26 protein-coding genes are annotated in these 25,730 nt (G+C 63.3%); 10 read left to right on the top strand and 16 right to left on the bottom strand.

The genetic code is table 11. From position 1 onward, the window contains the following. The first annotated feature begins 4 nt into the window (after positions 1-4). Entirely contained in the window at positions 5-550 is a 546-nt protein-coding gene (locus Q1A53_RS00555; protein WP_299961922.1) for a winged helix-turn-helix transcriptional regulator, read from the top strand. Between the two features lie 171 nt (positions 551-721). Here the strand turns inward: Q1A53_RS00555 and Q1A53_RS00550 are convergent, their stop codons facing one another. From Q1A53_RS00550 to Q1A53_RS00540, 3 genes are all read right to left on the bottom strand, one after another. Beyond that, positions 722-1,354: a tyrosine-type recombinase/integrase gene (locus Q1A53_RS00550; protein ID WP_299961920.1), complete on the bottom strand. Its 633-nt coding sequence runs from the start codon at positions 1,352-1,354 to the stop codon at positions 722-724. A gap of 243 nt (positions 1,355-1,597) precedes the next feature. Further along, positions 1,598-2,011 (bottom strand): GFA family protein, encoded by a 414-nt coding sequence (locus Q1A53_RS00545; protein ID WP_299961918.1) that lies wholly within the window; start codon positions 2,009-2,011, stop codon positions 1,598-1,600. A gap of 457 nt (positions 2,012-2,468) precedes the next feature. Next, positions 2,469-3,341: an NAD(P)-dependent oxidoreductase gene (locus Q1A53_RS00540; RefSeq protein WP_299961916.1), complete on the bottom strand. Its 873-nt coding sequence runs from the start codon at positions 3,339-3,341 to the stop codon at positions 2,469-2,471. Positions 3,342-3,456: 115 nt separating this feature from the next. Here Q1A53_RS00540 and Q1A53_RS00535 point away from each other — a divergent pair, with 115 nt between their 5' ends. Together Q1A53_RS00535 and Q1A53_RS00530 are read left to right on the top strand one after the other, a co-directional pair. Beyond that, positions 3,457-5,922 (top strand): penicillin acylase family protein, encoded by a 2,466-nt coding sequence (locus Q1A53_RS00535; protein ID WP_299961914.1) that lies wholly within the window; start codon positions 3,457-3,459, stop codon positions 5,920-5,922. A gap of 5 nt (positions 5,923-5,927) precedes the next feature. Beyond that, positions 5,928-6,494, top strand: coding sequence for a pseudouridine synthase (locus Q1A53_RS00530; RefSeq protein WP_299961912.1), 567 nt, complete (start codon positions 5,928-5,930; stop codon positions 6,492-6,494). Between the two features lie 195 nt (positions 6,495-6,689). Here the strand turns inward: Q1A53_RS00530 and hflX are convergent, their stop codons facing one another. The 4 genes from hflX to trkA form a co-directional block, all read right to left on the bottom strand. Continuing rightward, complete coding sequence (hflX, locus tag Q1A53_RS00525) at positions 6,690-8,003, bottom strand: GTPase HflX (protein WP_299961910.1); 1,314 nt, start codon at positions 8,001-8,003, stop codon at positions 6,690-6,692. Between the two features lie 25 nt (positions 8,004-8,028). Continuing rightward, positions 8,029-8,268 (bottom strand): RNA chaperone Hfq, encoded by a 240-nt coding sequence (hfq, locus tag Q1A53_RS00520; protein ID WP_299961908.1) that lies wholly within the window; start codon positions 8,266-8,268, stop codon positions 8,029-8,031. A gap of 130 nt (positions 8,269-8,398) precedes the next feature. Then, positions 8,399-9,934: a potassium transporter TrkG gene (locus Q1A53_RS00515; RefSeq protein ID WP_299961906.1), complete on the bottom strand. Its 1,536-nt coding sequence runs from the start codon at positions 9,932-9,934 to the stop codon at positions 8,399-8,401. Positions 9,935-9,955: 21 nt separating this feature from the next. Beyond that, positions 9,956-11,332 carry a Trk system potassium transporter TrkA gene (gene trkA / locus Q1A53_RS00510; RefSeq protein WP_299961904.1) on the bottom strand — a complete coding sequence of 459 codons (1,377 nt, stop codon included), beginning with the start codon at positions 11,330-11,332 and terminating at the stop codon, positions 9,956-9,958. Positions 11,333-11,437: 105 nt separating this feature from the next. On the opposite strand from trkA, the gene Q1A53_RS00505 reads away from it, so the two are divergent. Continuing rightward, a complete protein-coding gene (locus Q1A53_RS00505; RefSeq protein ID WP_299961902.1) occupies positions 11,438-11,920 on the top strand; it encodes a hypothetical protein in 483 nt (160 codons plus the stop codon). Positions 11,921-11,923: 3 nt separating this feature from the next. On the opposite strand, the gene Q1A53_RS00500 is transcribed toward Q1A53_RS00505, so the two are convergent. The 5 genes from Q1A53_RS00500 to dusB all read right to left on the bottom strand — a co-directional run bounded on the left by Q1A53_RS00500 (position 11,924) and on the right by dusB (position 19,121). After that, the gene (locus Q1A53_RS00500) at positions 11,924-13,336 is read right to left on the bottom strand and encodes a sigma-54 dependent transcriptional regulator (protein ID WP_299961900.1); all 1,413 of its coding nucleotides are present in this window, start codon (positions 13,334-13,336) and stop codon (positions 11,924-11,926) included. After that, complete coding sequence (locus tag Q1A53_RS00495) at positions 13,333-15,522, bottom strand: PAS domain-containing sensor histidine kinase (protein ID WP_299961898.1); 2,190 nt, start codon at positions 15,520-15,522, stop codon at positions 13,333-13,335. The genes Q1A53_RS00500 and Q1A53_RS00495 overlap by 4 nt, the downstream gene beginning before the upstream one ends. A 163-nt stretch (positions 15,523-15,685) precedes the next feature. After that, positions 15,686-17,050, bottom strand: coding sequence for a response regulator (locus Q1A53_RS00490; protein ID WP_299961896.1), 1,365 nt, complete (start codon positions 17,048-17,050; stop codon positions 15,686-15,688). Positions 17,051-17,067: 17 nt separating this feature from the next. Next, positions 17,068-18,141, bottom strand: a complete 1,074-nt coding sequence (locus tag Q1A53_RS00485; protein WP_299961894.1) for an ATP-binding protein — start codon at positions 18,139-18,141, stop codon at positions 17,068-17,070. Then, a complete protein-coding gene (gene dusB / locus Q1A53_RS00480; protein WP_299961892.1) occupies positions 18,138-19,121 on the bottom strand; it encodes a tRNA dihydrouridine synthase DusB in 984 nt (327 codons plus the stop codon). Before dusB ends, Q1A53_RS00485 begins: the two co-directional genes overlap by 4 nt. Before the next feature lie 185 nt (positions 19,122-19,306). Here dusB and ispD point away from each other — a divergent pair, with 185 nt between their 5' ends. The 4 genes from ispD to Q1A53_RS00460 are packed head-to-tail and all read left to right on the top strand — an operon-like array spanning position 19,307 to position 21,396. Further along, positions 19,307-19,981 (top strand): 2-C-methyl-D-erythritol 4-phosphate cytidylyltransferase, encoded by a 675-nt coding sequence (gene ispD, locus Q1A53_RS00475; RefSeq protein ID WP_299961890.1) that lies wholly within the window; start codon positions 19,307-19,309, stop codon positions 19,979-19,981. Continuing rightward, a complete protein-coding gene (ispF, locus tag Q1A53_RS00470; protein ID WP_299961888.1) occupies positions 19,962-20,441 on the top strand; it encodes a 2-C-methyl-D-erythritol 2,4-cyclodiphosphate synthase in 480 nt (159 codons plus the stop codon). The genes ispD and ispF overlap by 20 nt, the downstream gene beginning before the upstream one ends. Next, entirely contained in the window at positions 20,438-20,935 is a 498-nt protein-coding gene (locus Q1A53_RS00465; RefSeq protein WP_299961886.1) for a phosphatidylglycerophosphatase A, read from the top strand. The genes ispF and Q1A53_RS00465 overlap by 4 nt, the downstream gene beginning before the upstream one ends. After that, entirely contained in the window at positions 20,932-21,396 is a 465-nt protein-coding gene (locus Q1A53_RS00460; protein ID WP_299961884.1) for a CinA family protein, read from the top strand. The genes Q1A53_RS00465 and Q1A53_RS00460 overlap by 4 nt, the downstream gene beginning before the upstream one ends. On the opposite strand, the gene Q1A53_RS00455 is transcribed toward Q1A53_RS00460, so the two are convergent. Beyond that, entirely contained in the window at positions 21,393-21,848 is a 456-nt protein-coding gene (locus Q1A53_RS00455) for a type II toxin-antitoxin system RatA family toxin (RefSeq protein ID WP_299961882.1), read from the bottom strand. The two genes, Q1A53_RS00460 and Q1A53_RS00455, sit on opposite strands and share 4 nt — an antisense overlap. Before the next feature lie 68 nt (positions 21,849-21,916). Here Q1A53_RS00455 and hpt point away from each other — a divergent pair, with 68 nt between their 5' ends. Next, positions 21,917-22,453 carry a hypoxanthine phosphoribosyltransferase gene (hpt, locus tag Q1A53_RS00450; RefSeq protein ID WP_299963019.1) on the top strand — a complete coding sequence of 179 codons (537 nt, stop codon included), beginning with the start codon at positions 21,917-21,919 and terminating at the stop codon, positions 22,451-22,453. 16 nt (positions 22,454-22,469) lie between these two features. Here hpt and Q1A53_RS00445 read toward each other — a convergent pair whose 3' ends face one another. The 3 genes from Q1A53_RS00445 to Q1A53_RS00435 all read right to left on the bottom strand — a co-directional run bounded on the left by Q1A53_RS00445 (position 22,470) and on the right by Q1A53_RS00435 (position 25,085). Beyond that, complete coding sequence (locus Q1A53_RS00445; RefSeq protein ID WP_299961881.1) at positions 22,470-22,646, bottom strand: hypothetical protein; 177 nt, start codon at positions 22,644-22,646, stop codon at positions 22,470-22,472. Positions 22,647-22,756: 110 nt separating this feature from the next. Further along, complete coding sequence (lipA, locus tag Q1A53_RS00440; protein WP_299961880.1) at positions 22,757-23,716, bottom strand: lipoyl synthase; 960 nt, start codon at positions 23,714-23,716, stop codon at positions 22,757-22,759. A gap of 193 nt (positions 23,717-23,909) precedes the next feature. Next, entirely contained in the window at positions 23,910-25,085 is a 1,176-nt protein-coding gene (locus Q1A53_RS00435) for a DUF6456 domain-containing protein (RefSeq protein ID WP_299961878.1), read from the bottom strand. Between the two features lie 353 nt (positions 25,086-25,438). Here Q1A53_RS00435 and Q1A53_RS00430 point away from each other — a divergent pair, with 353 nt between their 5' ends. Continuing rightward, the gene (locus Q1A53_RS00430) at positions 25,439-25,729 is read left to right on the top strand and encodes a DUF6477 family protein (RefSeq protein ID WP_299961876.1); all 291 of its coding nucleotides are present in this window, start codon (positions 25,439-25,441) and stop codon (positions 25,727-25,729) included. Position 25,730: the final 1 nt, after the last annotated feature.

The following is a 25,730-nucleotide window of genomic DNA, read 5'->3' as shown; positions in this document are numbered from 1 at the left end:
CTTTATGAACATAGCAGTCTTTGTCAACACCACCTCAAGGGCTTGGGCCATTCCTATCATGTCGAGCCTGCATGCAGGCATTGCAGGCAGACAAGCGCCGCTGCTTGCAGCTACCGGAGCCAGTAGGACAGCTTTCGCGCAAAGCATAGATCACCTCATCTCGATCGGATTGCTGGAACGAAACCCAGGCTATGGCCATCCGCTACGTCCAGAGTTTCAACTGACAGAGCTTGGTGTTTCCGCTGCTGCCCTTGCTAACAAAATTCAAAGTGTCACTGCTGAACGCGATCAGGATTTGCTCCGACGCTCATGGACCTTGCCGGTTCTGACTGCAATCCATAGGCCGAGCAACTTCAATGATATCAAACGAAACCTGCGAACGATTACGGATCGCGCCTTGTCGCAGTCGTTGAAAATGATGGAAACCAGAAGCTGGGTTCACCGAAATGTTGACGCAGCCGCCCGACCACCACGATCTATATATTGTGCTGTGAATACTGGTGGTTTGATAAGCAGTGTTGTGGCCAGTGAAATCAGCTTTCACGGATAAGCAGTCCTTCTTTTGGAAACAACGAATGGAGGCAAAGTCCGCTGACCGACGCTTGAGCGGCAAAAAATGCTGCGCAGTGCATGAATGTCAGCAATGCAAAAGCCGCACTGCAGCGCCGATCAATGAGACGGATGGCAGCTGTGGGCCGTCCGCGAAGACGGCCCTGGAACTCTAGATCTCAATGGCTTCTGCGATGATAAGTGCGTCTTCCAGCTCAACGCCGAGATACCGGACGGTGCTGTCCAACTTTGTGTGTCCGAGTAGGAGTTGGACCGCGCGGAGGTTGCCGGTCTTTTTGTAGATCTGCGTAACCTTGATCCGTCGTATTGAGTGCGTCCCGTAGGCACTTGCATCGAGGCCGATCGAGGTAACCCAATCCCGCACGATCCGCGCGTACTGGCGCGTCGAGATGTGCAGACAATCGCGAAAACGGCCAGGCCAGAGGTATTCCGATCCGACCATCAGGTCATCCTTCAGCCATGTTTTGACAGACGCGCGCGTCCCTTCAGATATCTCGAAACGAACGGGGCTCTGGGTTTTACTCTGCAGCACGGAAGCCCGCTCTTTGATCCGGCCAGATGCCATGACATCCATGACCTTCAGCTTGACGAGATCACAGCCGCGAAGCTTGCTGTCGATGGCCATATTAAAGAGCGCGAGATCGCGGTGGCTTCCGGCGAGTTCCAGGCGCACTCTGATCGCCCAGACATGTTTCGGTTTCAATGGTCGCTTCTGGCCCACGATGCGACCCTTGTTCCAGGGGGCGCGCCGCACGCGGATTGCAGGTAGGTTTGATGTTTCCATAACAGATCCTCCAATCCACCATGCCCTCCCGAACGACAACCCGACGTTGACCTGCATACCCTACCACGAAATGCCGCACTGCATTTGAGGTCAGTAGAGAGCCCAGAGTACCGCATGCTGCGCGCTGCACCAATGTCAGCGCTTGATGAGCCTCGGTCACATCTCAGCTCGTTCGATCGGGCGAGGCCGGCCATGCGAACAGCGCGGGGCCGCACCGCTACACTCCGAAGTGCCGGTCGAGACTCAAGATGCCGGGGGCGGGAGGCCGGCGAACTGCGGCAGATCGTCAGGAATGCGGTGGAAGGGTTGCTTCTCTGCCACGAAGATCGCCGCGCGGGGCGCATCGAACCTGCCGGGCTCATCGAGGGTGCCCACCTTCAGGATCACGCCGTCGAGCCCTGGTCGCCGGGTGAAGAGATGAGTACCGCATGTTCGACAGAAGCTACGCGTGACGGCCGCTTCGAGGTCGGACCGCGCGAACGAGGCCGGCGTTCCCTTCGTGATAGAGAACCCGAGCTCCGGCACCAGCATAAAGTATTGCGGGCCGCCTCCGGCGACATGCTGGCAGGCCCGACAGTAGCATAGGGCCTTGAAGACCGGCATGCCCGCCACCGCGTAGCGGACCGCGCTGCAGTAGCATCCACCCTCCAGCTCCATCACAAGCCCCTTTCGAACCTCTAAGACACGGTAGCACCAGAAACGAGCGTTATGGGTAGAAACATTTAAGCGGGCGACGTCAGTATTCGGCCGAGCAATGGTCGGGGCGCATTTTCGGATGGGGCCAATACTGAGGTCACACTTGGCATGTTTGAAAAAATGGGCCTTAGTGTGCCGCACAGCGAAAGCAGGATCTGTCCCGCAGACCGCGAATTCGAGTGGAGAAATTCTGTGGCGAGGCAGCGAAAGTCCGGTCTCGTGAACGTGGGACCGGCGCTTGAGTTTGCCGGCAATGTCCGCAGTGGAGGCAACTGCCAAGGAAGGCATCTAGACTTTGCAACTTTGCAGTGTCCGCTTCCTGCGCTTCACGGTCTCTAAGGTAACCCAAAGTATCATTCAAAAAGATCTCGAAGCAGGCCCCTCAGTTAAAACCGGGAAAGCCCGCTCCGAAGGCGCATTATCCGAGTGCCTGCAACCGCTTGAAAAGGCTCGACGTGTCCCAGCGGCCGCCGCCCATTTTTTGAACGTCCTTATAGAACTGATCGACCAGCGCGGTGACCGGCAGGCTGGCGCCGGTTTCATCCGCGGTGGACAGGCAAATGCCCAGATCCTTGCGCATCCAGTCGGTGGCGAAACCGTGGTCAAAATGATCGTCCAGCATCGTCTCGTAGCGGTTCTGCATCTGCCAACTGCCCGCGGCGCCCTGGCTGATCACCTCCACCACCGCACGCCCGTCGAGCCCGGCTTTCTCGGCGAAGTGCAGCGCCTCGCTGAGGCCCTGAACCAGCCCCGCGATGGCGATCTGGTTGCACATCTTGGTCATCTGGCCTGCGCCGCTGTCGCCGATGCGGCGGCAGATCTTGGCGTAGACCTCCATCACCGGCAGTGCGCGCTCATAGGCGCCCGCATCCCCGCCGCACATGATCGAGAGTGCCGCATTCTCTGCCCCGGCCTGCCCGCCGGAAATCGGCGCATCGATGAAACTCACCTGCGCATCATTGGCCGCGGCATAAAGCTCCCGCGTCACGGCCGCGGATACCGTCGTGTGATCCACGAAAATGGTGCCGGACCCCATGCCCGCAAAGGCACCGTCATCGCCGACACACACGCTGCGCAGATCATCATCGTTGCCAACGCAGGCCATCACCAGATCGGCGCCTGCCGCAGCCTCCCGCGGGGTGCTTGCCATCGCCCCGCCATGGGCCGTCACCCAATCCTCCGCCTTGGCGGTCGTTCGGTTGTAGACCGTCACCTCATGACCCGCCTTTGCCAGATGCCCGGCCATCGGCCCGCCCATGACGCCCAGACCCAAAAATGCCAGCTTGGCCATGTGATTACCTTTCTATTTTTACGTGTTTTTTACGTGTTGTCTTGCACAGTCGTTGTACCTAACAGTCAGGCTGCAAGGGTTAATGAAACGAAGCGCTTGCACATAAGAGGCATGGATGGGTCTGGTCTTCAAATGGTTAATGCGATTGGCCGCCACCTCGGTGGTTCTGGTCGTGCTGGGGGCGGGGCTGGTCTACTATCTAGCCGCGCGGTCGCTGCCGCAATATGACAAGACGCTGGATCTGCCCTACCTGACCGCGCCAGTCGAGATCGTGCGCGACAATGCCAACGTGCCGCATATCTTCGGGCAGGCCGATCAGGACGTCTACTATGCGCTCGGCTACGCACATGCGCAGGACCGGCTGTGGCAGATGACCATGCTGCGCCGCACCGTGCAGGGGCGGCTGTCGGAGGTTTTTGGCACACCCACCGTGAGCATCGACACGCTGATGCGCCGGTTCGACCTCTACAACGCCGCCGTCGCGTCGCTGGAGGCGCAGGACGAGGCGACCATGCAGATCCTGCGGGCCTATGCGACAGGCGTCAACGCGCGGCTCGATGAAATCAATGCCAGTGCCCTGGGTCGGGGGGCGCCGGAGATGTTCGTCTTCAACGCGCCGGTATCGGCCTGGCGACCTGCGGATTCGCTGGCCATCGTGAAGCTGATGGGGCTGCAGTTATCGCGTCATCTGCCGGAAGAGGTGCTGCGCGCGCGCATGTCGCTGGCGCTCTCCGACCCGGAGCGGTTGCTGGATATTCTGCCCGATGCGCCGGGCACCGGGGTTGCGGCCCTGCCCGAATATGCGAGCCTCTTTCCCGGTGCGCCGCGGATGGCCAGGGCGCCCGTGCCAACGCCCCACCCACTTGTATCGCTGGGCTCGCGCGTCTTTGGTGGGGCATCAAACGCCTGGGCCGCGGCCCCCTCACGTTCGGCCTCCGGGGGGACGCTGCTGGCGAACGATCCGCATCTGGGCTTCAGCGCACCGTCCATCTGGTATCTCGCGCGGCTGGAGTTGGAGACCGGCGGGGTCATCGGGGCCACGATCCCCGGCATGCCATTGGTGCTGAGCGGGCGCAGCGAGGCGCTCGGCTGGGGCCTGACATCCGCGGGGATGGACGATCAGGATGTCTACATCGAAGCGCTGAACCCCGACAACCCGGAGGAGTACCGCACACCGGACGGTTTCAAGACCTTCGAAACCCGCGGGTCTATCATCAACATCAAGGACGCAACCCCCATCACGATCACCCTGCGGTGGACGGAAAACGGGCCGGTGCTGCCCGGCTCCGACTACAACCTCGGCACGATCACGCCGCCCGGTCACGTGGCATCGCTTGCCTGGACCGTGCTGAGCCGGGAGGATACCTCGCTGGCCGCGGCGCTGCGGCTGATGGCGGCCGGTTCGGTGGATGAGGCGATTGCGGCGGCCGAAGGCTATGTCGCACCCGCCCAAAACCTCATGTTGATTGACCGCAATCGCATCGCGATGAAGATGATCGGTGCCATGCCCAGGCGTGATGCCACCCATCAGAGCCAGGGCCGCCTGCCCAGCCCCGGCTGGATCCAGACAAACCGCTGGCAGGGCCGCCTGCCCTATAGCGCCAACCCCGAGTTCATTGCCCCTGCAGGCGGTATTCTGGGGAATACCAACAACAAGGTGGTGGACCGACCCTTCCCGAACCACGTCTCCTTTGACTGGACGGACACGCAGCGCATCCAGCGCTGGCAACGCCTGATGCAGGCGCGCGAAGTGCACACCCGCGACAGCTTCATCGAGGCGCAGCTCGACAGCGTCAGCGTCACGGCACGCGCCTTGCTACCGCTCATCGGGGCAGAGCTGTGGTTCACCGGCGAAGCGGCGGCAGAAGGAACGCCGATGCGCAAGCGGCAGCGGGCCCTGACATTGCTGGCGGATTGGTCGGGCGAGATGAACGAGCATATGCCCGAGCCGCTGATCTACGCCGCTTGGCTGCGCCGCCTACAGGAACGCATTGTCCGGGACGAACTGGGCCCGCTGGCGGCGGCTCTGACCCACCCCGAGCCGCTCTTTATCGAACGCGCGTTTCGCGACATCGACGGCGCCTCGGTCTGGTGCGACGTGATCCAGTCCGCCCCGCGGGAAACCTGCGCTGACATGGCGCGGCTGGCGCTCGACGACGCGCTTTTGTGGATCGAAGAGACCTGGGGCCCGTCGCTGGAGACGCTGCGATGGGGAGATGCGCATCAGGCGACTCACGATCACCCGGTTTTGGGCGAGGTGCCGGTGCTGCGGTACTTCGTCAACATCCGCCAGTCCACCAACGGCGGCGACAACACACTGCAACGGGGGCTGACCCGCGGGACCGGCGACAACCCTTTCGCCAATGTGCATGGGGCGGGCTACCGGGGCGTCTATGATTTCGCTGATCCCGACAGTTCCGTCTTCATCACCTCCACCGGTCAGTCCGGGCACTTCCTGTCGCGGCACTACGATGACATGGCGCAGCTGTGGCGGCGCGGCGAATACATCCCCATGTCGCTCGACGAAGACCTCGCACGTGCCGCCGCTGTGGGCGTGACGGTGCTGCGTCCCGCCCGCTGAGCCCCATGAGCCGCGTCCTGCTCTTCCACAAACCCTTCGGCGTGCTGTCGCAGTTCACCGACAAAGGCACCGAAGGGTCGCCGCGCCCGACGCTCTCACAGTTTATCGACGCGCCTGGCTTCTACCCCGCCGGGCGGCTCGACAAGGACAGCGAAGGGCTGATGGTGCTCGCGAACGATGGCCGCCTGCAGGCGCGTATCGCCGATCCGCGGCACAAGATGGCCAAGACGTATCTGGTGCAGGTGGAAGGCACGCCCGATGAGAACGCGCTGACAGAACTACGGCGCGGCGTGACGCTGAAGGACGGCCCGACAAAGCCGGCAACAGCAGACCAGATCGACGTGCCGGACCCGCTCTGGCCACGCGACCCGCCGGTGCGCTTTCGCAAGACGGTGCCCGATGCCTGGCTGCGGATGACCATCCGGGAAGGCCGCAACCGGCAGGTCCGCCGCATGGTGGCCCATGTGGGCCTGCCTTGCCTGCGGCTGATCCGGGTTCAGGTCGGAGACTGGCGGCTGGACGATCTGGCCCCCGGGACGTGGGTATTCGAGGAAACCGCAGATCGGCCATAGCGCCCGCCCCCCTCGCAGAGACCGCCCCATAAAAAAGACCACCGGTGCCAGTCAAGCTGCGAGGGGCCTTGGTCACGCCGGTCGCAACGGGTCCACCCGGCCAAAGGCCGGGCAGCCCTCGATCCTCCTCGATGGAGGTGAGGGGGCTTGCCCCGTCCGGGCCATAGGACAGCACGCGCGCTCCGCGCAGCCAAACTACACCCCGTTGCCGAATGCCCGCGCAAAGGCCGCTTCCTGATCCACTGTCCAGCGCACGGTGATCTCAAAGCCGTCCTCGGTTTGCCGCTCGCCCTCCACCAGATCCTGATCAAAGAGCCACGCGCGCTTACGCCCGTCAGCAAAACCAAGGCTCAGGTCCGTGACCCGCTTTGCCCCCTGAAGCTGTGCCGTGATCGCATCCAGCAACGTGCCCAGCCCGTCTCCCGTGAGCGAAGAGATGGCAAAGACGGCCTTGTCCCGGTCCGCCCGTGCCTGCATCGCCTGTGCTGCCTCTGCGGGCAGCAGATCCAGCTTGTTCCAGACCTCGAAACTGGGACGATCCTCCTCTACCCCCAGAGACGCCATGATCTCACGCACGCCGCCCGCCTGCTCTTCGGTCTCGGGATGGGCGATGTCGCGCACGTGACAGATGACGTCAGCGGCCAACACCTCCTCCAGCGTGGCGCGGAAGGACGCCACCAGTTCCGTGGGCAGATCGGAGATGAACCCGACAGTATCGGACAGGATCACCTCTGGCCCGTCGGGCAGCGCCAGCCGCCGCATCGTCGGATCGAGCGTGGCAAAGAGCATGTCCTTGGCCATCACCTCCGCCCCCGTCAGACGGTTGAAGAGCGTGGATTTCCCGGCATTCGTATACCCCACGAGTGCCACGATCGGATAGGGCACCTTGGCGCGCGCCGCCCGGTGCAATGCGCGGGTTTTCACGACCTTGTCCAACTGGCGGCGCAAGCGGTTGAGCTGGTCGTCAATGGCGCGCCGGTCCGCCTCGATCTGTGTCTCACCGGGCCCGCCGACAAACCCCAGGCCGCCGCGTTGTCGTTCCAAGTGGGTCCAGGCGCGCACCAGCCGCGTGCGCTGATAGCTCAGCGCCGCCATCTCCACCTGCAACACCCCTTCGCGGGTCGCCGCCCGGTCGCTGAAAATCTCCAGAATGAGCCCCGTGCGGTCGAGCAGCTTGACCCCCCAGGCCTTCTCAAGGTTGCGCTGCTGCACCGGCGTCACCGGCCCGTCGACCAGCACCAGTTCGATCTCGGCCTCGTGCAGGGCCGCCTTGATCTCCTCGATCTTGCCGGAGCCAAAGAGCATCCCCGCGCGCACGGTTTTGAGCACGACAATCTCGCCGCCCACGACCTCCAGATCCGGCAGCGCGCGCGCCAGCGACATGGCTTCCGCCAGAGCATGATCCGGCAAACGCCGGTCGGGATCCGAGCGGATGTCAGGATGCAGCACCCACGCCCGGGTTACCCGGGAGGCGGCATCACTCTCGACCTGGAAGGGTGGCTTGCTCAAGTCTCGACCTGACCGGGCGGCATGCTCAATTCGAGTCTTCGCCCTCGTAAAGGCTGATCGGCTGGCTCGGCATGATGGTGGAGATCGCGTGCTTATAGACCAGCTGGGATTGCCCGTCGCGGCGCAGCAGAACGCAGAAATTGTCGAACCATGTGATCACACCCTGCAGTTTTACACCGTTGATCAGGAAGATGGTCACAGGAACTTTCGTCTTGCGCACATGGTTCAGGAACGCATCCTGAAGGTTCTGTCTGTCCGACGCCATTTTAGCACTCGCTTTTTTTCTTGCAGGGGCGCGCAGATCGCACCTGTCCCTCAACTGCAAGTATGAAGGTCCAAACAAGGAGATTCCACCCCAAAAAACAGTCCGTTACGGACCTAAAAAACACGTCCCCTCAACCACGCCACAAATCCGGCGTCAAAAGCGCGATGATGGCGAGCGTCTCCAGCCGCCCAAGCACCATGGCGGCGCAGAAAACCGCCTTGGCCGCGGGGCTTAGCTGCGCCAGCGCGATCGGCGACTCGACAGCCAGCGTCGTCAGCGGCCCGGTGGTGGAAAGCCCCGCGATGCTCAGCACAAGCGCATCCTCGAAACTGACACCGCAAATCGCAAGCACCACGGTCAGAAAGGCCAGTGTCAGCGCGAACAGCATGAAAAAGATCCAGGCGATAAAGGCCCCGTTGCGTTGGATCCGGCGTGCGTCCCCGCCCGCGCGGCTGACCGAAGAAGGATGCACCAGCCGTTCCATCTCGCGCAGCCCGTTGAGATAGAGCGCAAAGACCCGCAGCAGTTTGACCCCGCCTGCGGTCGTGGCAACCCCGCCCCCGATCAGCGCCAGCCCCATCAGGATCAGCCCCGGTGTCTCCAGCCCGGACCACGCCTGCGTCTGTACCCAATGCTCGCTGGCGAAACCGGTGGTCGTCAGAAAGGACATCACCGTGAAAATGGATCCCCAGAGCGCCCGCGCCGCCTTGCCCAGATCATCCTCGCCCGCGACGTCGAAGGCCCCCAACCAGTGGCGGAAGAACAGCACCAGCGGCACGCCGATGATCAGGATCAGCCCCAGCCGGAATTCCGGATCGGACCGCAACCCGCCTTGTGTGGCCGTGACGGTGTCCGAGGAAAACGTCAGCCGCGAGAGTGCAAAGAACATGAACAAGAGCGCCAGCGCCTCGCCGGTGATGCCAGACCCGCTGAACTCCACCCCGCCCACGGGCGAAATGCCGGATGTGGCCATGACCGACATCGCATGACATAGTGCGACCAATGCGCGGTCACCGCTGATCAGCAAGAGCACCCACAACAGCAGCGTCAGCCCGATGTAGATAGGCAGCAGCGTGCGGATCACGCGGAGCAGCTGCGCCCGCGGATCGACGCGCCCCACGAGGCTGGAGAGCGACTCGCGCTGGCCAGGTTCAGCCTGTGCCGTGACCTCGAAGCCGCCGAGGTTCAGGGGTGCAAGAATGGCGGAGGCCGCGATCCACATGACCGCCCCGCCCATCCAGCCTACCTGCGCGCGCCACAGATGCAGCGTGGTATCCAGCCGCTCCGGGTCCTGAAAGAGCGTCGCACCGGTGGTGGTGATGGCACTGACCATCTCCAGATAGGCGTTCAGGAACGTGGTGGTGCCCAGACCCTCATAGAACGGCAAGGCCAGAAAGGCGGGCAGAAAGACGAAAGTGGAAAAGAGCGACATGAGCGTGCCAAGCGCCCCCTGCCGGGGGCGGCGTCCCGCGTGGGCAATCGCCACCAGCGCAAAGGCGATCAACCCCAGAACGCCGGAGTAAAAGAACATCCGCGCCGTGTCGATATTTCGCACCGTGCCACCGTGCAGCGCAGGCACCAGCATCGCGACCGACGCAACCCCGAAGATCAGCAGGAAGAGCGGCAGGTCAACGAGGTGTTCCAGCGCGCTGCGGCGGCCCCTCATATGGCGGCTCTGCGCCACGGGCTAGAAGAAATCGATGGAGACCTGCATCAGCCGCTCCACCTCCGGCACATCGCCCGCGAGTGCAAAAATAGCCACCACGTCGCCTTCCTCGATGCGGGTGCTGCCCATGGGGCGGATCACCTTGTCGCCCTTGCGCACGGCACCGACCAGCACGCCTTCGGGAAAGTCGATCTCGGCGATGGTGCGTCCTGCCAGAGGCGAGGTGGACATCACCTCGGCCTCGATCACCTCGGCCTCCGCATCGCCGATGGAATAGACCGCGCGCACCCGCCCGTGCCGGATGTGGCGCAGGATGGAGCTGACCGTGGTCGCGCGCGGGTTGATATAGGCGTCGATGCCCAGCGGCGTCATCAGCGGCACCAGCGTGGGGTCATTGATCAGCGCGATGGTATAGGGGCAGCCCTCCGCCTTGGCGCGCACGCAGGCCAGCATGTTGGTCTTGTCATCATCGGTGATCGCCAGCATCGCATCGGCGCGGGCAATCCCCGCCTCGGCCAGGAGCCCCGCATCAAGCCCGTCCCCGTTGAGCACAATCGTCCGCTCCAGCGCCTCGGCCGCGCGTTCAGCGCAGATGCGGCTTTTCTCGATCACCTTGGCCCGCACCCGCCGCGCGCGGCTTTCCAGCGTCTGGGCCACGGCGAGACCGACATTGCCGCCGCCCACCAGCACCACGCGCTCCTGCTTGGCAACCTTCTTGCCAAAAATCTCCAGCGTGCGCGGGATGTCATCCACATGGGTAAAGACATAGCAATCATCCCCCACGAACAGCTGATCCTTGGATTCCGGCGCAAAGAGCGTGCCGTCCCGGCGCACCCCCACCACCACCGCCCGCAGGGTCGAGAAGAGATCCGTCAACTGCCGCAGCGGCGTGTTCACCACCGGGCATTCTGCCTCAATTGTGATGCCCATGAGATGCGCGTGGCCTTCCATAAACACCTCCGTGTCGAAGGCCGCAGGGGCAGAGAGGCGTTGCAGGGCGGCGGTGGCCACCTCCTTTTCCGGGCTGATCACCACGTCGATGGGCATGTGATCGCGGCGGTAGAGATCCGAATAGATCGCATCGAGATAGGATTTGCTGCGCAGCCGGGCGATCTTGCGATTGATGCCAAAAACCGAGTGGGCCACCTGACAGGTGACCATATTGACCTCATCGGAATAGGTCGCGGCAATCACCATCTCCGCATCGCGCGCACCCGCGCGGTCGAGCACATCGGGATAGCTGGCGAAGCCCGCAATGCCCTGCACATCCAGCGTATCAGTGGCCCGGCGCACCAGATCGGGGTTGTTGTCCACGACGGTGACATCGTTGCGTTCTCCCGACAGATGTCGGGCGATCTGCCAACCGACCTGCCCTGCGCCGCAGATAATCACCTTCATGCGCCTGCAGATCCCCTCGGCCGTTTCGCACCTCTTTGCATGGCAGAAGGCCCCAGTGTGGTCAATTCAATTGTCCCGGGCCGATTTGGACGGCAAAGTGGGTGTATGAGACATGCGATATATCTCCTCCGCACCGCGGCCCTTGCAGGGGCGCTGGTGGCCTGCACCCCGCTGACGGTCTACCACCGGCAAGGCACGGCGGTTGCCACGATGCGCGCCGATCTGCTGGCATGCGAGGTCTCGGCGCTGGCGGATGTGCCCGTCGCCAACCAGATCCGGCGCGAGCCGCCGCGCTACATTCCCGCCCGGCGGTTCTGCGATGCGGATGGCGATTGTGTGACCCGGGGTGGCTTCTTTGAAGAGGGTCGGGTGTTTACCGTCGATGTGAACGCCGACTTACGTGACCGGGTCGAAGCGCAGTGCATGGCGGACGAGGGCTATGTCCCGCAGACCCTGCCCAATTGTCCCAACAGTGTCTTTCGCGCAGTGCCCAAGACGCAAACGGCGGTGCTGCCCAGGTTGACCCCCAACACCTGCGCCATCAAGTATCAGGACGGCACCTGGCAGATCGTGGAACAGGCGGGCTGAGCCTTATTCCGCCGCATCCGGCTCCTCTTCCATATGCGCCACGCGCCCCCCTGTTTTGGCGGAGGTTACAACCCCCAGCGACTTCAGCTTGCGGTGCAACGCCGAGCGTTCCATGCCCACGAAGGTCGCGGTGCGGGAGATATTGCCACCAAAGCGGTTGATCTGGGTCAGTAGGTATTCCCGCTCGAACGCCTCGCGGGCCTCGCGCAGCGCCAGCGTCGCCAGCCCCCCTGAGAGCACCACGCGGGTGTCTTCCTCACCGGATTTATCCAGCCCCGGCAGTTCGCGCGCCTCGATGGGGCCGCTGCCATCGCCCAGGATCAGGATCCGCTCGATCAGGTTCTTGAGCTGGCGCACATTGCCGGGCCAGACCATCGTCTGCATGGTGGCCTCCGCCTCGCTGCTGATCTCGCGCAGGGGCAGACCCTGGCTTGCGTTCATCTCGGCGATGAAATGATGCGCCAAGGCAGGAATGTCCTCGCGCCGTTCCTCCAGCGAAGGTACCGCAATCGGCACCACGTTGAGCCGGTGATAAAGCTCCTCGCGGAAGGTGCCCGCGGCAATCGCCTCCTTCAGGTCGCGGTTGGTGGAGGAGATGACCCGCAGATCGACCCTCACCTTGTCGTTCCCCCCGACCCGCTGAAACGTCTGATCGACCAGCACGCGCAAGATCTTCGACTGCGTGCCCACCGGCATATCGGCCACCTCGTCGAAATAGATCACCCCGTTGTGGGCTTCCTCCAGCAGGCCGGGCTCCACCCCGCGCTCCGGCGTCTCGCGGCCAAAGAGCACTTCTTCCATCCGGTCAGGGGCAACACCGGCGCAGTTCACCGTGACGAAGGGTGCTGCGGCGCGCAGCGAATTGGCGTGGATATAGCGGGCGGCCACCTCCTTGCCGGAGCCTGCGGGGCCCGTCAGCATCACCCGACCGTTGGATTTCGTCACCTTGTCCAACTGGCTGACCAGACTGCGGAAGACGGCTGAATTCCCGATCATCTCGGATTTGGTCAGGTCCCGGCGGCGCAGCGTCTGGTTCTCCCGCCGCAGGCGCGAGGTCTCCATGGCGCGGCGGATGACCACCAGCAACTGATCAATGTTGAAGGGCTTTTCGATGAAGTCATAGGCCCCCTGCTTGATTGCGGCGACGGCAATCTCGATGTTGCCGTGACCGGAGATGATCACCACCGGCACATCCGGGTTGTCCCGTTTGACGGTCTTGAGGATGTCGATCCCGTCCATCCGGCTGTCCTTGAGCCAGATATCGAGCACCAGCAGCGCGGGCGGCTCGGCATTGATCGCGGCCATGGCATCATCGGAGTTGCCCGCCATCCGAGTCGCATAACCTTCGTCCTGCAGGATGTCGCAGATCAACTCGCGGATATCGCGTTCGTCGTCCACAATCAGAATATCGCTCATGGGGTTGCGTCCTCTTTCGTGTGTAGGGGATGGGCGCCAGCCGGAAGGCACGGCAGCGTGATCACTGCCATGGCGCCGAAATGAGTGTGCCCGTCAAAGGGCGGCGCGTCCTCAAGGGTCAGGCTGCCGCCGTGCTCCTCGATAATCTTCTTGACGATGGGCAGCCCGAGGCCGGTCCCTTCGCTGCGGGTGGTGACATAAGGCTCAAAGAGCCGCGCACGGTCTTCGGGCAGGCCGATGCCATTGTCGGCAACCGTGATGCGGGCGTGGGTGTCATCCTGCGTCAGTGCTACCTCAATCCGCGGCGCATGACCCTCTGGCGCACCTTTTTTCTGCAGTGATTCAATGGCTTCCCCTGCATTCTTGATCAGGTTCGTGAGCGCCTGGCTGATCATCGTCGCATCCAGATCCACCATCACGGGACTGTCCGGCAATTGGGGGACGATCTTCACGCCAGGCTGACCGGTCTGCTGCAGCACGACCGCGTCGCGCATCAGGTCGCACAGATCGAGCGGCTTGCGCTCAGGCTCGGGCATGCGGGCGAATTTCGAAAACTCATCGACAATGCGCCGCAAATCATTGGTCTGGCGCACGATCACATCGGTCATCTGGTCCAGCGTCTCGCTGTCCTCGCCGACCTTCGGAGAGAACTTGCGCTTGATCCGCTCGGCTGAGAGCTGAATGGGGGTCAGCGGGTTCTTGATCTCATGCGCGATGCGCCGCGCCACATCGCCCCAGGCCGCCATCCGCTGGGCGCTGACCAGATCGGTCACATCATCAAAGGACACCACGTAGCCTTCCAGCGTGCCATCGAGCGACCGTCGCGTTGCCATGCGCACCAGCAGGTTCTCCAACTGGCCCTTGCGCGATACCTTAATCTCGCCCTGCGCGACCTCGTTGCGCGATTGCACTATGGTCTCGAACAGCGGGCCAAATTCCGGCACGGCAGCGGTCAGGGTAAGCTGGTCCGCGCCTGCGCGACCGGCCAGCAAGCGTTCGGCTGCGCGGTTCACAAAGGTCACCCGCCCCCGCGGATCGAGCCCCACAACACCCGAGGTCACGGAACTCAGCACAGAATCAAAGAGCCTGCGGCGGCGTTCGATCTGCTCGGTGTTCTCGACCAGCGTTTCGCGCTGCGCCTTGAGCTGACGGGTCATCTGGTTGAAGTACCGCCCCAACATGGCAATTTCATCGTCGCCGGTTTCCTCGCGCACCTGCACGTCCAGATCACCCGCGCCGACGCGCTGCGCCGCACCGGTCAGCAGACCGACAGGGCCGGACAACCGCTCCGCAAACCACAGACCGAGCCAGATCGCCGCGAGGATCAGAATCACCGCGAAGGCCAGATAGAGCAGCACAAAGTCAAACAGCAGTCGCCCGCGCTCGCTCTCCAACTGCTGGTACAGCTCGACCGTCTCCTTGGTCTCGTCGAGCAGTGACAGGATCTGGCCATCGACTTCGCGGCTGATATAGAGAAAGCGGTCAACAAAACCCGTCAGGCGCACCAGCGCGCGGAATTCATTGTTGTCCCAGTCCTGAATGACCACCACGTCCTGAACATCGGCCTGTTGCATCTCCTCCGGGGTCGGCGGCTCGAAATCAAAAAGGTAGGATCGGTCACCGCGGGCGCGGATCTCGCGGGTACCGTCGATCAGGTAGGCTTCCCGCAGACCGCGCTGGATCTGCCGCTGCCGATCCCCCAAAAGCTCGCTGTCAGAGGCGTTGACCCCCGATCGCCGCGCCTGTGTCAGGCTGCGCGCCAAGGCCAGCGCATCCGCCGCCAGATCGATGCGCTGTTCTTCCTCGTAGGCCTCGGCGGCGGCCAGCGAATTGCCCACCACCTCGCGCACCCGGTCGGAGAACCATCCCTCCAGCCCCACGTTCACGGTCAGACCGGCAAAGATGGCAACCGTCACCGTGGGGATCAACGCCATCAGCGCGAACACCCCTGTCAGCCGCAGGTGCAGCCGCGAGCCTGCGGATTTCGCGCGCCGCGCGGCGATCAGGCGCCCTACCTGCGCCAGGACCAAAGCGGCAACGACGAGGATGTAGACCAGATCGGCCATGAGAATGAGCCGCAGGCCCAGCGTGTTGCCCGCCTGCCCTAACGGGCCCAGCACCAAGTAGGTAGAGAGGGCCAGCAACGGGCCCAGCACGACAAGGCCCAGCGTGGCGGTGTTGCGCATGCGTCTGCGGCGGCGCAACCGCCCCAGCCTGAGCCATAGTGACCGTTCTACCCGGGGGTTCACCCGATGCCCTCACTCATGATGTGGACGCACCGCGCCCGACCGCCTTATGTTGTGGTCCTGATCGGGGTGTCCCCCAATGGCCACGGTTTGTGTGGCGGTTTTACATCAACTTGCGGCGTCTTGTCACCTCTATATCGAGGTCGGTGATTTTCTTTCTGAGCGTATTCCGGTTGATCCCCAGCAAATCAGCACATTTCGCCTGATTTCCACCCGTTGCCTCCAGTGCAATCTCGATCATCGGGGTCTCGACCTCGCGCAGGATCCGCGCATAGAGCCCGGCGGGCGGCAGCATATTGCCATGCAGATCGAAGTAGCGGCGCAGGTGCCGCTCGACCGAGGCGCCGAGCTTTTCGGTATTGCCCGCCGCGCGCATCGGTTCAAGATCGGGCTGAGCGCCCAGCACGTGTTCGACCTCGGAACCGGAGATTTCCGCGGCCCGGCTGGTCAGCCCCAGGCGGCGCACGGCGTTTTCCAGCTGGCGCACGTTGCCGGGCCAGCTGTAGTTGCGGAAGATCTCGGAGGCCTCACGGGACAGCGCGCGCGGGGCCGACCCGGAGGCTTCGGCCTTGGCAAGGAAGTGTTCCGCCAGAATGGGGATGTCATCTACCCGCTCCCGCAAGGCCGGTACCGTGAGGGTCGCACCGCTGAGCCGGTAGTAAAGATCCTTGCGCATCTTGCCGGCTTCCATCGCCGCGTTCAGATCGGACTGGCTGGTGGCCAGAAAGCGCGGCGCGTAGTCGCCGGGCGTGTCCATCATATGCACCAGACGCGCCTGCAGTTCCGCGGGCAGATCACCGATTTCCTCCACCAGAAGCGAGCCGCCCTTGACCCGGGCCAGAAGGCGCGCGGGCCCTTCCAGATCCTGCAGATCCTCCGAGGAGGCCGCAATAAACGGCAGGTTCCGCCGGTCCGAAAAATCATGGATCGCGCGGGCAATCAGCGATTTGCCCGTGCCGGATTCGCCCCAGATCAGCACCGGCAGATCGGTATTCATCACCCGCGCCACCACCCGGTAAAGCGCCTGCATCACTGCCGTGCGCCCCACCAGCGGCAGATCATCGGGCCGTGCGTCGCTGTCCTCGGCCATGCGGCGGTTCTGGGGCCGCGTTTCCAGCGCGCGGGCGGTGCGTTTCATCAGATCAGGCAGATCGAACGGCTTGGGCAGATAGTCATAGGCCTCCGCCTCTGCCGCCTTGATCGCCGTCATGATGGTGTTCTGGGCCGAAATCACGATGACCGGCAGGCCGGGACGATCCTGCGCTATCTTGGGCAGCATCTCCAGCCCGTTACCATCAGGCATCATCACGTCCGAGATGACCACATCGCCCTTGCCCTCGCCGACCCACCGCATCAGCGTCGTCAGGCTGGAGGTCGCGTGCACCTTGCAGCCCGCACGGGTCAGCGCCTGGGTCAGGACGGTCCGGATCGTCCTGTCGTCATCGGCCACAAGAATGGTGCCATCCATCGGTCTGCTCTCCTGCTTTATGCCTGCTCGGCGCTTTTCGGCGCGCGCGGAAGTGAAATGCGAAAGACGGTGCGCCCGGGAACAGATGTCACCGAGATCCAGCCGCCATGGTCTGAAATGATTTTGCTGACAAGCGCGAGGCCGAGCCCCGTGCCATTCTCTCGCCCCGACACGAAAGGATCAAAAACATCCTCGCGAATGGCCTCGGGCAGGCCCGGGCCATCGTCGATGATCTCCACCTGCAGGGGCAAGGACTGGCCAGCGCCATCGGCGCGGCGCAGCCGGAAGGAATGCTCGTAATAGCTGTGCAGCCGGATCGTACCGCGCGCGCCGCTCGTTGCTTCAGAAGCGTTCTTGAGCAGGTTCAGCACCACCTGCAACAGCTGATCCGGATCGCCATGGGCCAGCGGCAGCGACGGGTCGTAGTCCTCCACGATCTTCATATGCGCACCGAACCCCAGCAGGGCAGAGCGCCGCGCCCGGTCCAGCACATCATGGATGTTTACCGGTTGAAAATCAGGCACGGAGAGGTTGCCGAACTGTTCGACTTGTCCCAGCAGCTTCACGATGCGGCGGCTCTCTTCCACGATCAAGTCCGTCAGTTCCAGATCGGAGGCCTTGAGGTTCATGCTCAGCAGTTGCGCCGCCCCGGTGATGCCCGCCAGCGGGTTCTTGATCTCGTGGGCCAGCATCTCGGCCATGCCGATGGCGGATTTCGCGGCGGATTTGACGGAATGGTTCTGGGTCATGCGGCCCGCCAGCTCGCGCGGGGAGATCACGAGGATCATATGGCCGGGATGCCCCACCAGAGGGGCGACCTGCAGATCGGACTGCATCGGCGCGCGTTGACCGCTGCCCACATCCACATCGTTGACGAAGAGCGGCGTGCCGGTGTCGCGGGCGCGCGCCACCGCATCCTCCAGCGGCTCGTTCACGGCGATCTGGTCCCAGACCGGCGCCGCGCGCACAGATTTGGCGGAGACATTCAGGAAGCCTTCTGCGGCAGAATTCACATCGGCAATCCGGTCGTCGGGATCAATGATCAACGTCGGCACAGGCAAGCTGGCCCAGATGGCGCGGTCAGATGTCATGCAGCGACCGCGAGATCGCTGCAGCAGGCGTCGGGGATCAGCGCCAGCGTGCCCGTCACATCCGGTGCCGTCAGCACCGCGCGGCGCAGATCAGCGGGTGTGCCGCAGGTGTCCATGTACCAGCCCAGCTGCTTGCGCGCGACGCGCAGGCCCAGCGTGTATCCGTAAAAGCGGATCATGGCCTCGTAGTGCGCCGCCACCATATCGGCCAGCGCCGCCCCGCGCGGGATCTCCGGTGCCGGGGCGTCAAAAAGCGCGTGCGCAATCTCGGCCAGCAACCAGGGTTTGCCGCGTGCACCACGTCCGATCATCACGCCACTGGCGCCGGACAGGGCCAGAGCCGTGCGGGCGGTTGCGCTGTCCACGATATCGCCATTGGCAATGACCGGAATGCGGACCGCTTCCCGCACAGCGCGGATCGCCGCCCAATCAGCGCGCCCCTTGTAGAACTGACAGCGCGTACGCCCGTGGATGGTGATCATGGCTATGCCCGCCGCCTCCGCGCGCGATGCGATCTGCGGCGCGTTCAACATTGCGTCGTCCCATCCCAGCCGCGTCTTGAGCGTCACGGGCACATCCACGGCCGCCACCACCGCCTCGATCAGCCTCAGGGCGTGATCAGGCGTGCGCATGAGCGCGGAGCCGGAATACCCCTGTGTCACCTTCTTGGCCGGACAGCCCATGTTGATATCGATAACCTGCGCGCCCTGCCCCGCCACCATGCGCGCGGCCTCGGCCATGGGTCCTGCCTCGCGGCCCGCAAGCTGCACTGCCGTCCGGGTGCGCCCCAGACCAAGCTCCGCTTTTTCACGGCTGCCCGGGCGCGCGTTGAGCATGTCGTGGCTGGCCACCATTTCCGACACGACCAGCCCCGCGCCGAAACGCGCCACCACATCGCGAAACGGAAGGTCAGTGATTCCCGCCATCGGCGCCAGCAGCACCGGGGGAGCGAGATCAACGGGAAAAGGACTAACGGACATCTGTGCTCAATCCTTGGGCATCGCCGAAAGAAGTATCAACCGCGAGTGATTTCCTCAATATTCCAATGAGGTCATGCGGCGTCTGCGAGAGCGTATCGCCTATTTTTTGGGCGACGCGCTTCGGCGATTGCCCCGGCTGACGCGACCTCATAGGAAGGAGCACAAATGACATTCGACTGTTTAACATGAAAATCGGCGCCGTGATTGTGGCAGCCGGTCGCGGGACCCGGGCCGGGGAAGGCATCGCCAAACAATGGCGACCGCTCGCCGGTAAATCGAGCGCGTTCTATGCGCTGGATGCTTTTGCACGCCATCCCCGCGTCGACCATTTGGTACTGGTCGTTGCCCCTGCGGATCTTGACGCGGGGATGGTCTTCGAGATGCCGGAGGTCGAGATCGTGCCGGGCGGCGCCAGCAGAAGCGCCTCCGTCCTGGCGGGCCTCGACGTCCTTGAGGGCAGTTGTGACAGGGTGCTTATCCACGATGCCGCGCGACCCTGCATCTCGCGCAGGGTGATCGACGACGTGCTGGACGCCCTGGAGACCACGCCCGCCGCGGCGCCGGCCCTGCCGGTCGTCGATGCGTTATGGCGCGGGGCGAATGGCCGGGTCGTGGAGAGCGTTGCGCGCGACGGGCTCTTTCGCGCCCAGACACCGCAGGGGTTTCACCTGCCCGCCATTCTTGCCGCGCACCGAGCGCATCCCGAGGGGGCCGCCGACGATGTGGCGCTGGCATTGCTGGCCGGGCTTGAGGTTGCCATGACACCCGGCTGCCAGGACAATCTCAAAATCACCGTGGCGGCGGATTTTGACCGCGCCGCCCTTATCTTGAAGGGCCGATATGGACATCAGGCTAGGTAACGGATTTGACGTGCATGCATTCGGGCCGGGCGATCACGTGGTGCTCTGCGGCGTGAAGGTTCCCCACGACCGCGGGCTTGTCGGCCATTCGGACGCGGATGTGGCGCTGCACACCATCACTGATGCGATCTATGGTGCTTTGGCCCAGGGCGACATCGGCCAGCATTTTCCGCCCAGCGACCCGCAATGGAAAGGTGCGCCAAGCGACATCTTTCTGCGTCATGCGGTCGATCTGGCGGCTGAGATGGGCTTTGCCATCGGCAATATCGACTGCACACTGATCTGCGAAGAGCCCAAGATCGGTCCCCATGCGCCCGCCATGCGCGACCGGCTGGCGAAGATCACGGGGATCGACCGAGACAGGCTGTCCGTGAAGGCGACCACCTCAGAACGGCTGGGCTTTACCGGACGCGGCGAAGGCATTGCGTGCCTTGCGACCGCGGCACTGGTGCGCCCGTGAGCCGCGCTGCCACTTGGGTCGGGACGGTACTGGGGGTTGGCTATCTCCGGCCCGCGCCGGGCACCTGGGGATCGCTGGTGGCCCTGCCCTGGGCCTGGCTGCTGCACGTACTGGGGGGGTTTCCGCTGCTCGTGCTTGCGATTGGCGCGGGCTTTGCCAAAGGGTGGTGGGCGACCGCTATCATGACAAAGGGCAGCGACGAGCACGATCCCTCCGAGATAGTGGTGGATGAGGTGGTCGGTCAATGGATCGCCCTGCTGCCGCTGTCCTATGCTGCGTGGTCCATGGGGCTGAACATTCTGGTGATGTGGCCGGGATGGCTTGCCGCTTTTGCGCTCTTCCGGCTGTTCGACATCCTCAAACCCGGGCCGGTCGGCTGGGCCGACCGCCGTGGCGATCCGCTGGGGGTGATGCTGGACGATGTAATCGCGGGCATCTTCGCCGCAATCGGAGTGCTGGCGCTGGCGGGTCTCTATCACGGAGTCATTGCATGAGCCTCGCCGCACAGATAATTGAAAAAGCATCGAAATCCGGGCTGAACATCACCACTGCCGAAAGCTGCACCGGGGGGATGGTGGCGGCGGCCCTTACCGATGTACCGGGTGCCTCGGCAGTGGTGGAGCGCGGCGTTGTGACCTACTCCAATGCCGCCAAGACAGAGATGCTGGGCGTCGCACCCAAAACGCTCGCCGCCCACGGTGCCGTGTCCGAAGAGGTCGCGGCGGAGATGGCAGCGGGCGCTCTGGCGCGGGCGCGCGCGGGGCTTGCTGTCTCCATCACGGGCATCGCAGGTCCGGGCGGATCCGAGCACAAACCCGAAGGTCGGGTCTGCTTTGGACTGGCACAGGGCGAGCATGTCGAAACCCATACGGTGGAGTTCGGCCCGCTGGGGCGCAGCGCAGTGCGCACAGCGGCGCGGGATCACGCGCTGACCCTTCTGCTGGGACGGCTCTAGGCGGGCGCCTTGCCGTATAGTTCCTGAGCGCGGGTCTCAAAGGCGCGCACGATTCGCTGCATCGCCTCGTTGAAGACCACCCCGATCATCCGCTGCAAGATCATGTTGCGAAAGGCGAAATCCACGAAGAAGCTCACCTCGCAGCCACCCTCCACATCCCGAAAGCCCCAGTTGGATTTCATGTAGCGGAACGGCCCGTCCAGGTACTCGGTATCAATGCGATGATCGTCGGGCATCAGCACCACGCGGCTGGTAAAGCGTTCGCGGAACACCTTGAAGCTGATCACCAGATCAGCTTCCATGATCTCGTCCGAGCCTTGCTGTGTCACCGATTTTACCCGCGCCGCAGAACACCAGGGCAGAAACTGCGGGTAGCTGCCCACATCCGCCACCAGATCGTACATTTGCTGAGCGCTGTAAGGCAGCGTGCGGGTCTCTGAATGGGTGGGCATTGCGTAACCGGTGTTAGAACGATAATGCCCCATGTGCTGCCTGAATGCCCCAAGATCAAGGCCTGCCCATGTCCGCGCGTCCATATGTCATAGAAGAAATGATCTCTGCCAAGGCCATCGCGGCCCGGATCGAAGCGCTGTGCCGCGACATTCAAAAGGAGTTCGCCGAGACCAACAAGCTGGTGGTCGTAGGCCTCTTGCGGGGCAGCTTCGTCTTTATCGCCGATCTCGTGCGAGAACTGGATCTACCGATCGAGGTCGATTTTCTGGAAGCCTCCAGCTACGGCGACGGGATGGAGAGCACACGCGAGGTGCGAATCCTCAAGGACCTGCGCGGCGCCATCGAAGGTCGCGACGTGCTGGTGGTCGAGGACATCGTGGACACCGGCCACACGCTCAACCACGTCACGCAGCTGCTGCGGACACGGCGCCCGGCGCATTTACGGTCCATTGCCTTGCTCGACAAACCCAGCCGCCGCGAGGTGGATTTTCGCGCCGACTGGATCGGGTTCGAGATACCGGATGAGTTCGTCGTGGGGTATGGTATTGATTTCGCTCAGCGAAATCGCAACCTGCCCTTTATCGGCAAGGTCCGCTTTACCTGACGGTTTACCAGCAAGATCAGCAATTCGGGCAGGTGCAGGCAAAGTGATGTTTCGGGGCGCTATCTTGTGCATCGCGCGCGACAATCGCAAAAACCGCATCATCAATATGGTGTGCTGCGACATCGTAGCGTTCTTTATCGAGTGCTTTGTAAATGTCACGGAGTGCTGAAATTGCCCAATGCTTATCCGTCATCGTACCAACCCTTTTTTGAGAGTATTTGTCTCGAGTCAAATACAACCAGAGGGCTGCACCGGTCACGAAAAAAACGGTCGGATTTTCACGGCTAACGTAACGTAACGCAGTCAGGCGCGGCCCAGCTTTCGGTCGCGGGCGGCGCGCAACCGGGCAAAGTCATCGCCCGCATGATAGGACGAGCGTGTCAGCGGCGTGGCCGACACCATCAGAAATCCTTTGCCGTAGGCTGCATTTTCGTACGCGGCGAACTCATCGGGGTGTACGAAACGGTCCACGCGGTGGTGTTTCGGCGTAGGCTGCAAGTATTGACCGACCGTCAGAAAGTCGATGTCGGCGGCACGCATATCCTCCATCACCTGCAGCACCGCCTGCTTGTCCTCGCCCAGCCCCACCATGATGCCCGATTTGGTGAACATCGACGGATCCAACTCTTTGACCCGCTGCAACAGGCGCAGGGAATGGAAGTAGCGTGCGCCCGGGCGCACCTCCGGATAGAGGCCGGGGACGGTTTCGAGGTTGTGATTGAACACATCCGGGCGGGCCTCGACGACCACCTCCAGCACCGCAGGATCACATTTGATGAAATCAGGGGTCAGGATCTCGATGGTGGTGCCGGGGCTGCGGTGGCGAATCGCCCGAATGGTCTGGGCAAAGTGATCGGCCCCGCCGTCTTCCACATCGTCGCGGTCCACGGAGGTGACCACCACGTGGTTCAGCCCGAGCTTTTCGACAGCATGGGCCACGCGCCCGGGCTCAAACGCGTCGAGCGCTTCGGGCGGTTTGCCGGTGGCGATGTTGCAAAAGGTGCACGCGCGGGTACAGACCTCTCCCATGATCATCATGGTCGCGTGGCCCTGGCTCCAGCATTCGCCGACGTTCGGGCAGCCCGCTTCCTCGCAGACGGTGACCAGCTTGTTCTCGCGCATGATTCGCGCGGTGTCCGTATACCCTTGCCCACCCGGTGCCTTGACCCGGATCCAGTCGGGCTTTTTCGGCTGCGGGTTATCGGGGCGGCGCGCTTTTTCGGGATGGCGCTGCGCGGGTATCTTCAGATCACGTGGGGCCATGGTGCCTGCTCCTCTGGGCTACAGCTAAGGTCTGCCGCAGCCTTTACAAGAAGACTAATCTATCGCGCCGCGAGCGTACAGCCGCACAAGGTCGCATGAGACGCATGGCAGACCTGCGCCCGGACTGAAAAAGGGGCGCCTGTTGGGCACCCCTTTCGCAACTTCATCGGCAGCATCGCCTGTTTCGCGGCCCTCAGCCGATCAGCGGACCGCCCGGACCAACCGTTTCATCGTAGTGACGTTTCAGCCGCATCAAAGCGATGCGCAGCACGATCTTGCCCGACCGCGCGGACCAGCCGAGTTTTTTCTCGGCCGTCTCCAGCCCTTCGAGATAGCAGCAGCAGCGCAGGACCACATCCGACAGGCCCGGCCCCAGATCGGACAGCGCATCCGCGACCCGCTTGCGCGCGCGCGACGGCCCGTCGCCGACACCGCTGTCCGGCACATAGCTGCCACGGTCGCTGGAGGTCAGAAAGCGATCCCAGTTCTGGGCGACCTTGGGACCCATCTGCGCCAGCTCGAAATCCTCGCGCAGCCGCTCGCCAACGGTCACGAGCGCATCGGTCAGAAAGGGCTCGCCGTTCTTGTCCCGCCGCCGCGCGAGCGCTGTCAGGGGGCTTTCCGCAAGATTGTAGCGCATGCGCCGCGGGCGGTCCGTCTCCGCATCCGGCAGGGTCTTTTCCCCCCAGAGCCGGTGCTGGCCCGCAAAATCAGCCGGCGCTTCGCCAAAGCCGGGCGTCTCATCGCCTGCGGTCTCCAGCATTTCTTCGAGCGCTGTGCGACCCGCGGGCGTGATGGTATAGCGCGTGATCTTGCCGCTGGTATTGGCCGAAATCCAGTCCTTCAGCGCCATGGCTTCGGCAATCTGGCGGGACACCACACCGGTACGTGTGGCCCGGCCCGTCGCCCCATCGCGCACGATCACGGCTTTTTCCATCTCGGCCGCAACCGCCAGCACCGCCCCTTTTTCGCACAATCGCCGCAGCACCCGTGTGCTTTCAGCCAGCAGAAGCTCTTCGCTGGGCGGGGTTTCCAGAGCAGGCGTCGGGGTGGGCAGGTGTTCTTGAAAGCTCATGCGCGATACATCCTTTGTCGTCGGTTTGGCTGCATCGGAACGAGGAACAAAATGGGCGGCCCCAAGGGTTTTCAGAGCAGCATCGACAAGCGGATCATCCCGCCGGGTTTCAACCCGCCGGATCTGCCGCAGAATTGTCGAGGCATGGCAGCCCGCCGCCCGCGCCAGTGCGCGAATGGGCAGACCCGCTTCGGTATGGGCCAGATAGACCTGTGCCGCGGCAGGAACCCAGTCAGGCAACCCGGCTTCTGGCGGGCGGTTGTCAGCGAAAGATGGCAACTCCAGCTCCTTCATGTGTAGCGGTCCCAGGTCATAACACACCTTTGGTTGTTCGATTTTAATCAAATGCAACCTAAAGAGGTATTCGTTACTCGTTCGTTAACAGGTGCAGATTTGCCGAGTATTTGCGGAAAATTATAAACAGTTTTTACTGGTCCGAACGCCCCAGCCGCGCTCCGCGCAACAGCGCCTAAAAAAGAGGCGGAGCGGCAAAATCTCCGTGAGATCCGAGTCTTAACAACTCCCTAAGCCACCCGAGCGCGCTGTTGCCGAGCCGCGCAACATCGCCGGGTGCGGTGGTATAGCCTGGTCATCGGGCTGCCAAAGCTCCGTTGCCAAAAAAAAGACGGACCGAAAGGAATACGAATATGCAAGACCTTCTCTCCATGCTGCACGCCATTCGCCGCCCCCCCCTTTTGATGCGCGCGGCGCGCATCGGCGCGGAGGATTACCGGCGCGCTGTCCATCTGCCGCGGCTGCTGGGCTACGGTGTGCTGCCACGCCATGGCGCGGCCTTGATGCGGCTGATCGAGATCGAGGGTGAGCTGAATGCCCAGCGGACCGGCAGCGACACGAGCTACAGCCTGATCCGTCATGTGGACGTGCTGATCGCAATGCTGGGAGAGGCGCGCGTCCTGCGCGCGACCCAGGCGGCCTGAT

This window comes from uncultured Roseobacter sp. (assembly GCF_947496515.1).
Classification (GTDB): domain Bacteria; phylum Pseudomonadota; class Alphaproteobacteria; order Rhodobacterales; family Rhodobacteraceae; genus Roseobacter.
This window is presented reverse-complemented; position numbering and strand designations above follow the sequence as displayed.

Excerpts from the sequence above, each read along its gene's own strand:
- Q1A53_RS00455 (WP_299961882.1), bottom strand. The coding sequence starts at position 21,848 with ATGCCCACCCATTCAGAGACCCGCACGCTGCCTTACAGCGCTCAGCAA.
- Q1A53_RS00445 (WP_299961881.1), bottom strand. The coding sequence starts at position 22,646 with ATGACGGATAAGCATTGGGCAATTTCAGCACTCCGTGACATTTACAAA.
- hfq (WP_299961908.1), bottom strand. The coding sequence starts at position 8,268 with ATGGCGTCGGACAGACAGAACCTTCAGGATGCGTTCCTGAACCATGTG.
- Q1A53_RS00545 (WP_299961918.1), bottom strand. The coding sequence starts at position 2,011 with ATGGAGCTGGAGGGTGGATGCTACTGCAGCGCGGTCCGCTACGCGGTG.
- Q1A53_RS00435 (WP_299961878.1), bottom strand. The coding sequence starts at position 25,085 with ATGAAGGAGCTGGAGTTGCCATCTTTCGCTGACAACCGCCCGCCAGAA.
- ispF (WP_299961888.1), top strand. The coding sequence starts at position 19,962 with ATGGACATCAGGCTAGGTAACGGATTTGACGTGCATGCATTCGGGCCG.
- Q1A53_RS00490 (WP_299961896.1), bottom strand. The coding sequence starts at position 17,050 with ATGGATGGCACCATTCTTGTGGCCGATGACGACAGGACGATCCGGACC.
- lipA (WP_299961880.1), bottom strand. The coding sequence starts at position 23,716 with ATGGCCCCACGTGATCTGAAGATACCCGCGCAGCGCCATCCCGAAAAA.
- Q1A53_RS00550 (WP_299961920.1), bottom strand. The coding sequence starts at position 1,354 with ATGGAAACATCAAACCTACCTGCAATCCGCGTGCGGCGCGCCCCCTGG.
- Q1A53_RS00530 (WP_299961912.1), top strand. The coding sequence starts at position 5,928 with ATGAGCCGCGTCCTGCTCTTCCACAAACCCTTCGGCGTGCTGTCGCAG.
- Q1A53_RS00500 (WP_299961900.1), bottom strand. The coding sequence starts at position 13,336 with ATGAGCGATATTCTGATTGTGGACGACGAACGCGATATCCGCGAGTTG.
- Q1A53_RS00485 (WP_299961894.1), bottom strand. The coding sequence starts at position 18,141 with ATGACATCTGACCGCGCCATCTGGGCCAGCTTGCCTGTGCCGACGTTG.
- Q1A53_RS00460 (WP_299961884.1), top strand. The coding sequence starts at position 20,932 with ATGAGCCTCGCCGCACAGATAATTGAAAAAGCATCGAAATCCGGGCTG.
- Q1A53_RS00555 (WP_299961922.1), top strand. The coding sequence starts at position 5 with ATGAACATAGCAGTCTTTGTCAACACCACCTCAAGGGCTTGGGCCATT.
- Q1A53_RS00540 (WP_299961916.1), bottom strand. The coding sequence starts at position 3,341 with ATGGCCAAGCTGGCATTTTTGGGTCTGGGCGTCATGGGCGGGCCGATG.
- Q1A53_RS00430 (WP_299961876.1), top strand. The coding sequence starts at position 25,439 with ATGCAAGACCTTCTCTCCATGCTGCACGCCATTCGCCGCCCCCCCCTT.
- Q1A53_RS00515 (WP_299961906.1), bottom strand. The coding sequence starts at position 9,934 with ATGAGGGGCCGCCGCAGCGCGCTGGAACACCTCGTTGACCTGCCGCTC.
- Q1A53_RS00495 (WP_299961898.1), bottom strand. The coding sequence starts at position 15,522 with ATGCGCAACACCGCCACGCTGGGCCTTGTCGTGCTGGGCCCGTTGCTG.
- ispD (WP_299961890.1), top strand. The coding sequence starts at position 19,307 with ATGAAAATCGGCGCCGTGATTGTGGCAGCCGGTCGCGGGACCCGGGCC.
- hpt (WP_299963019.1), top strand. The coding sequence starts at position 21,917 with ATGTCCGCGCGTCCATATGTCATAGAAGAAATGATCTCTGCCAAGGCC.
- Q1A53_RS00535 (WP_299961914.1), top strand. The coding sequence starts at position 3,457 with ATGGGTCTGGTCTTCAAATGGTTAATGCGATTGGCCGCCACCTCGGTG.
- Q1A53_RS00505 (WP_299961902.1), top strand. The coding sequence starts at position 11,438 with ATGAGACATGCGATATATCTCCTCCGCACCGCGGCCCTTGCAGGGGCG.
- dusB (WP_299961892.1), bottom strand. The coding sequence starts at position 19,121 with ATGTCCGTTAGTCCTTTTCCCGTTGATCTCGCTCCCCCGGTGCTGCTG.
- trkA (WP_299961904.1), bottom strand. The coding sequence starts at position 11,332 with ATGAAGGTGATTATCTGCGGCGCAGGGCAGGTCGGTTGGCAGATCGCC.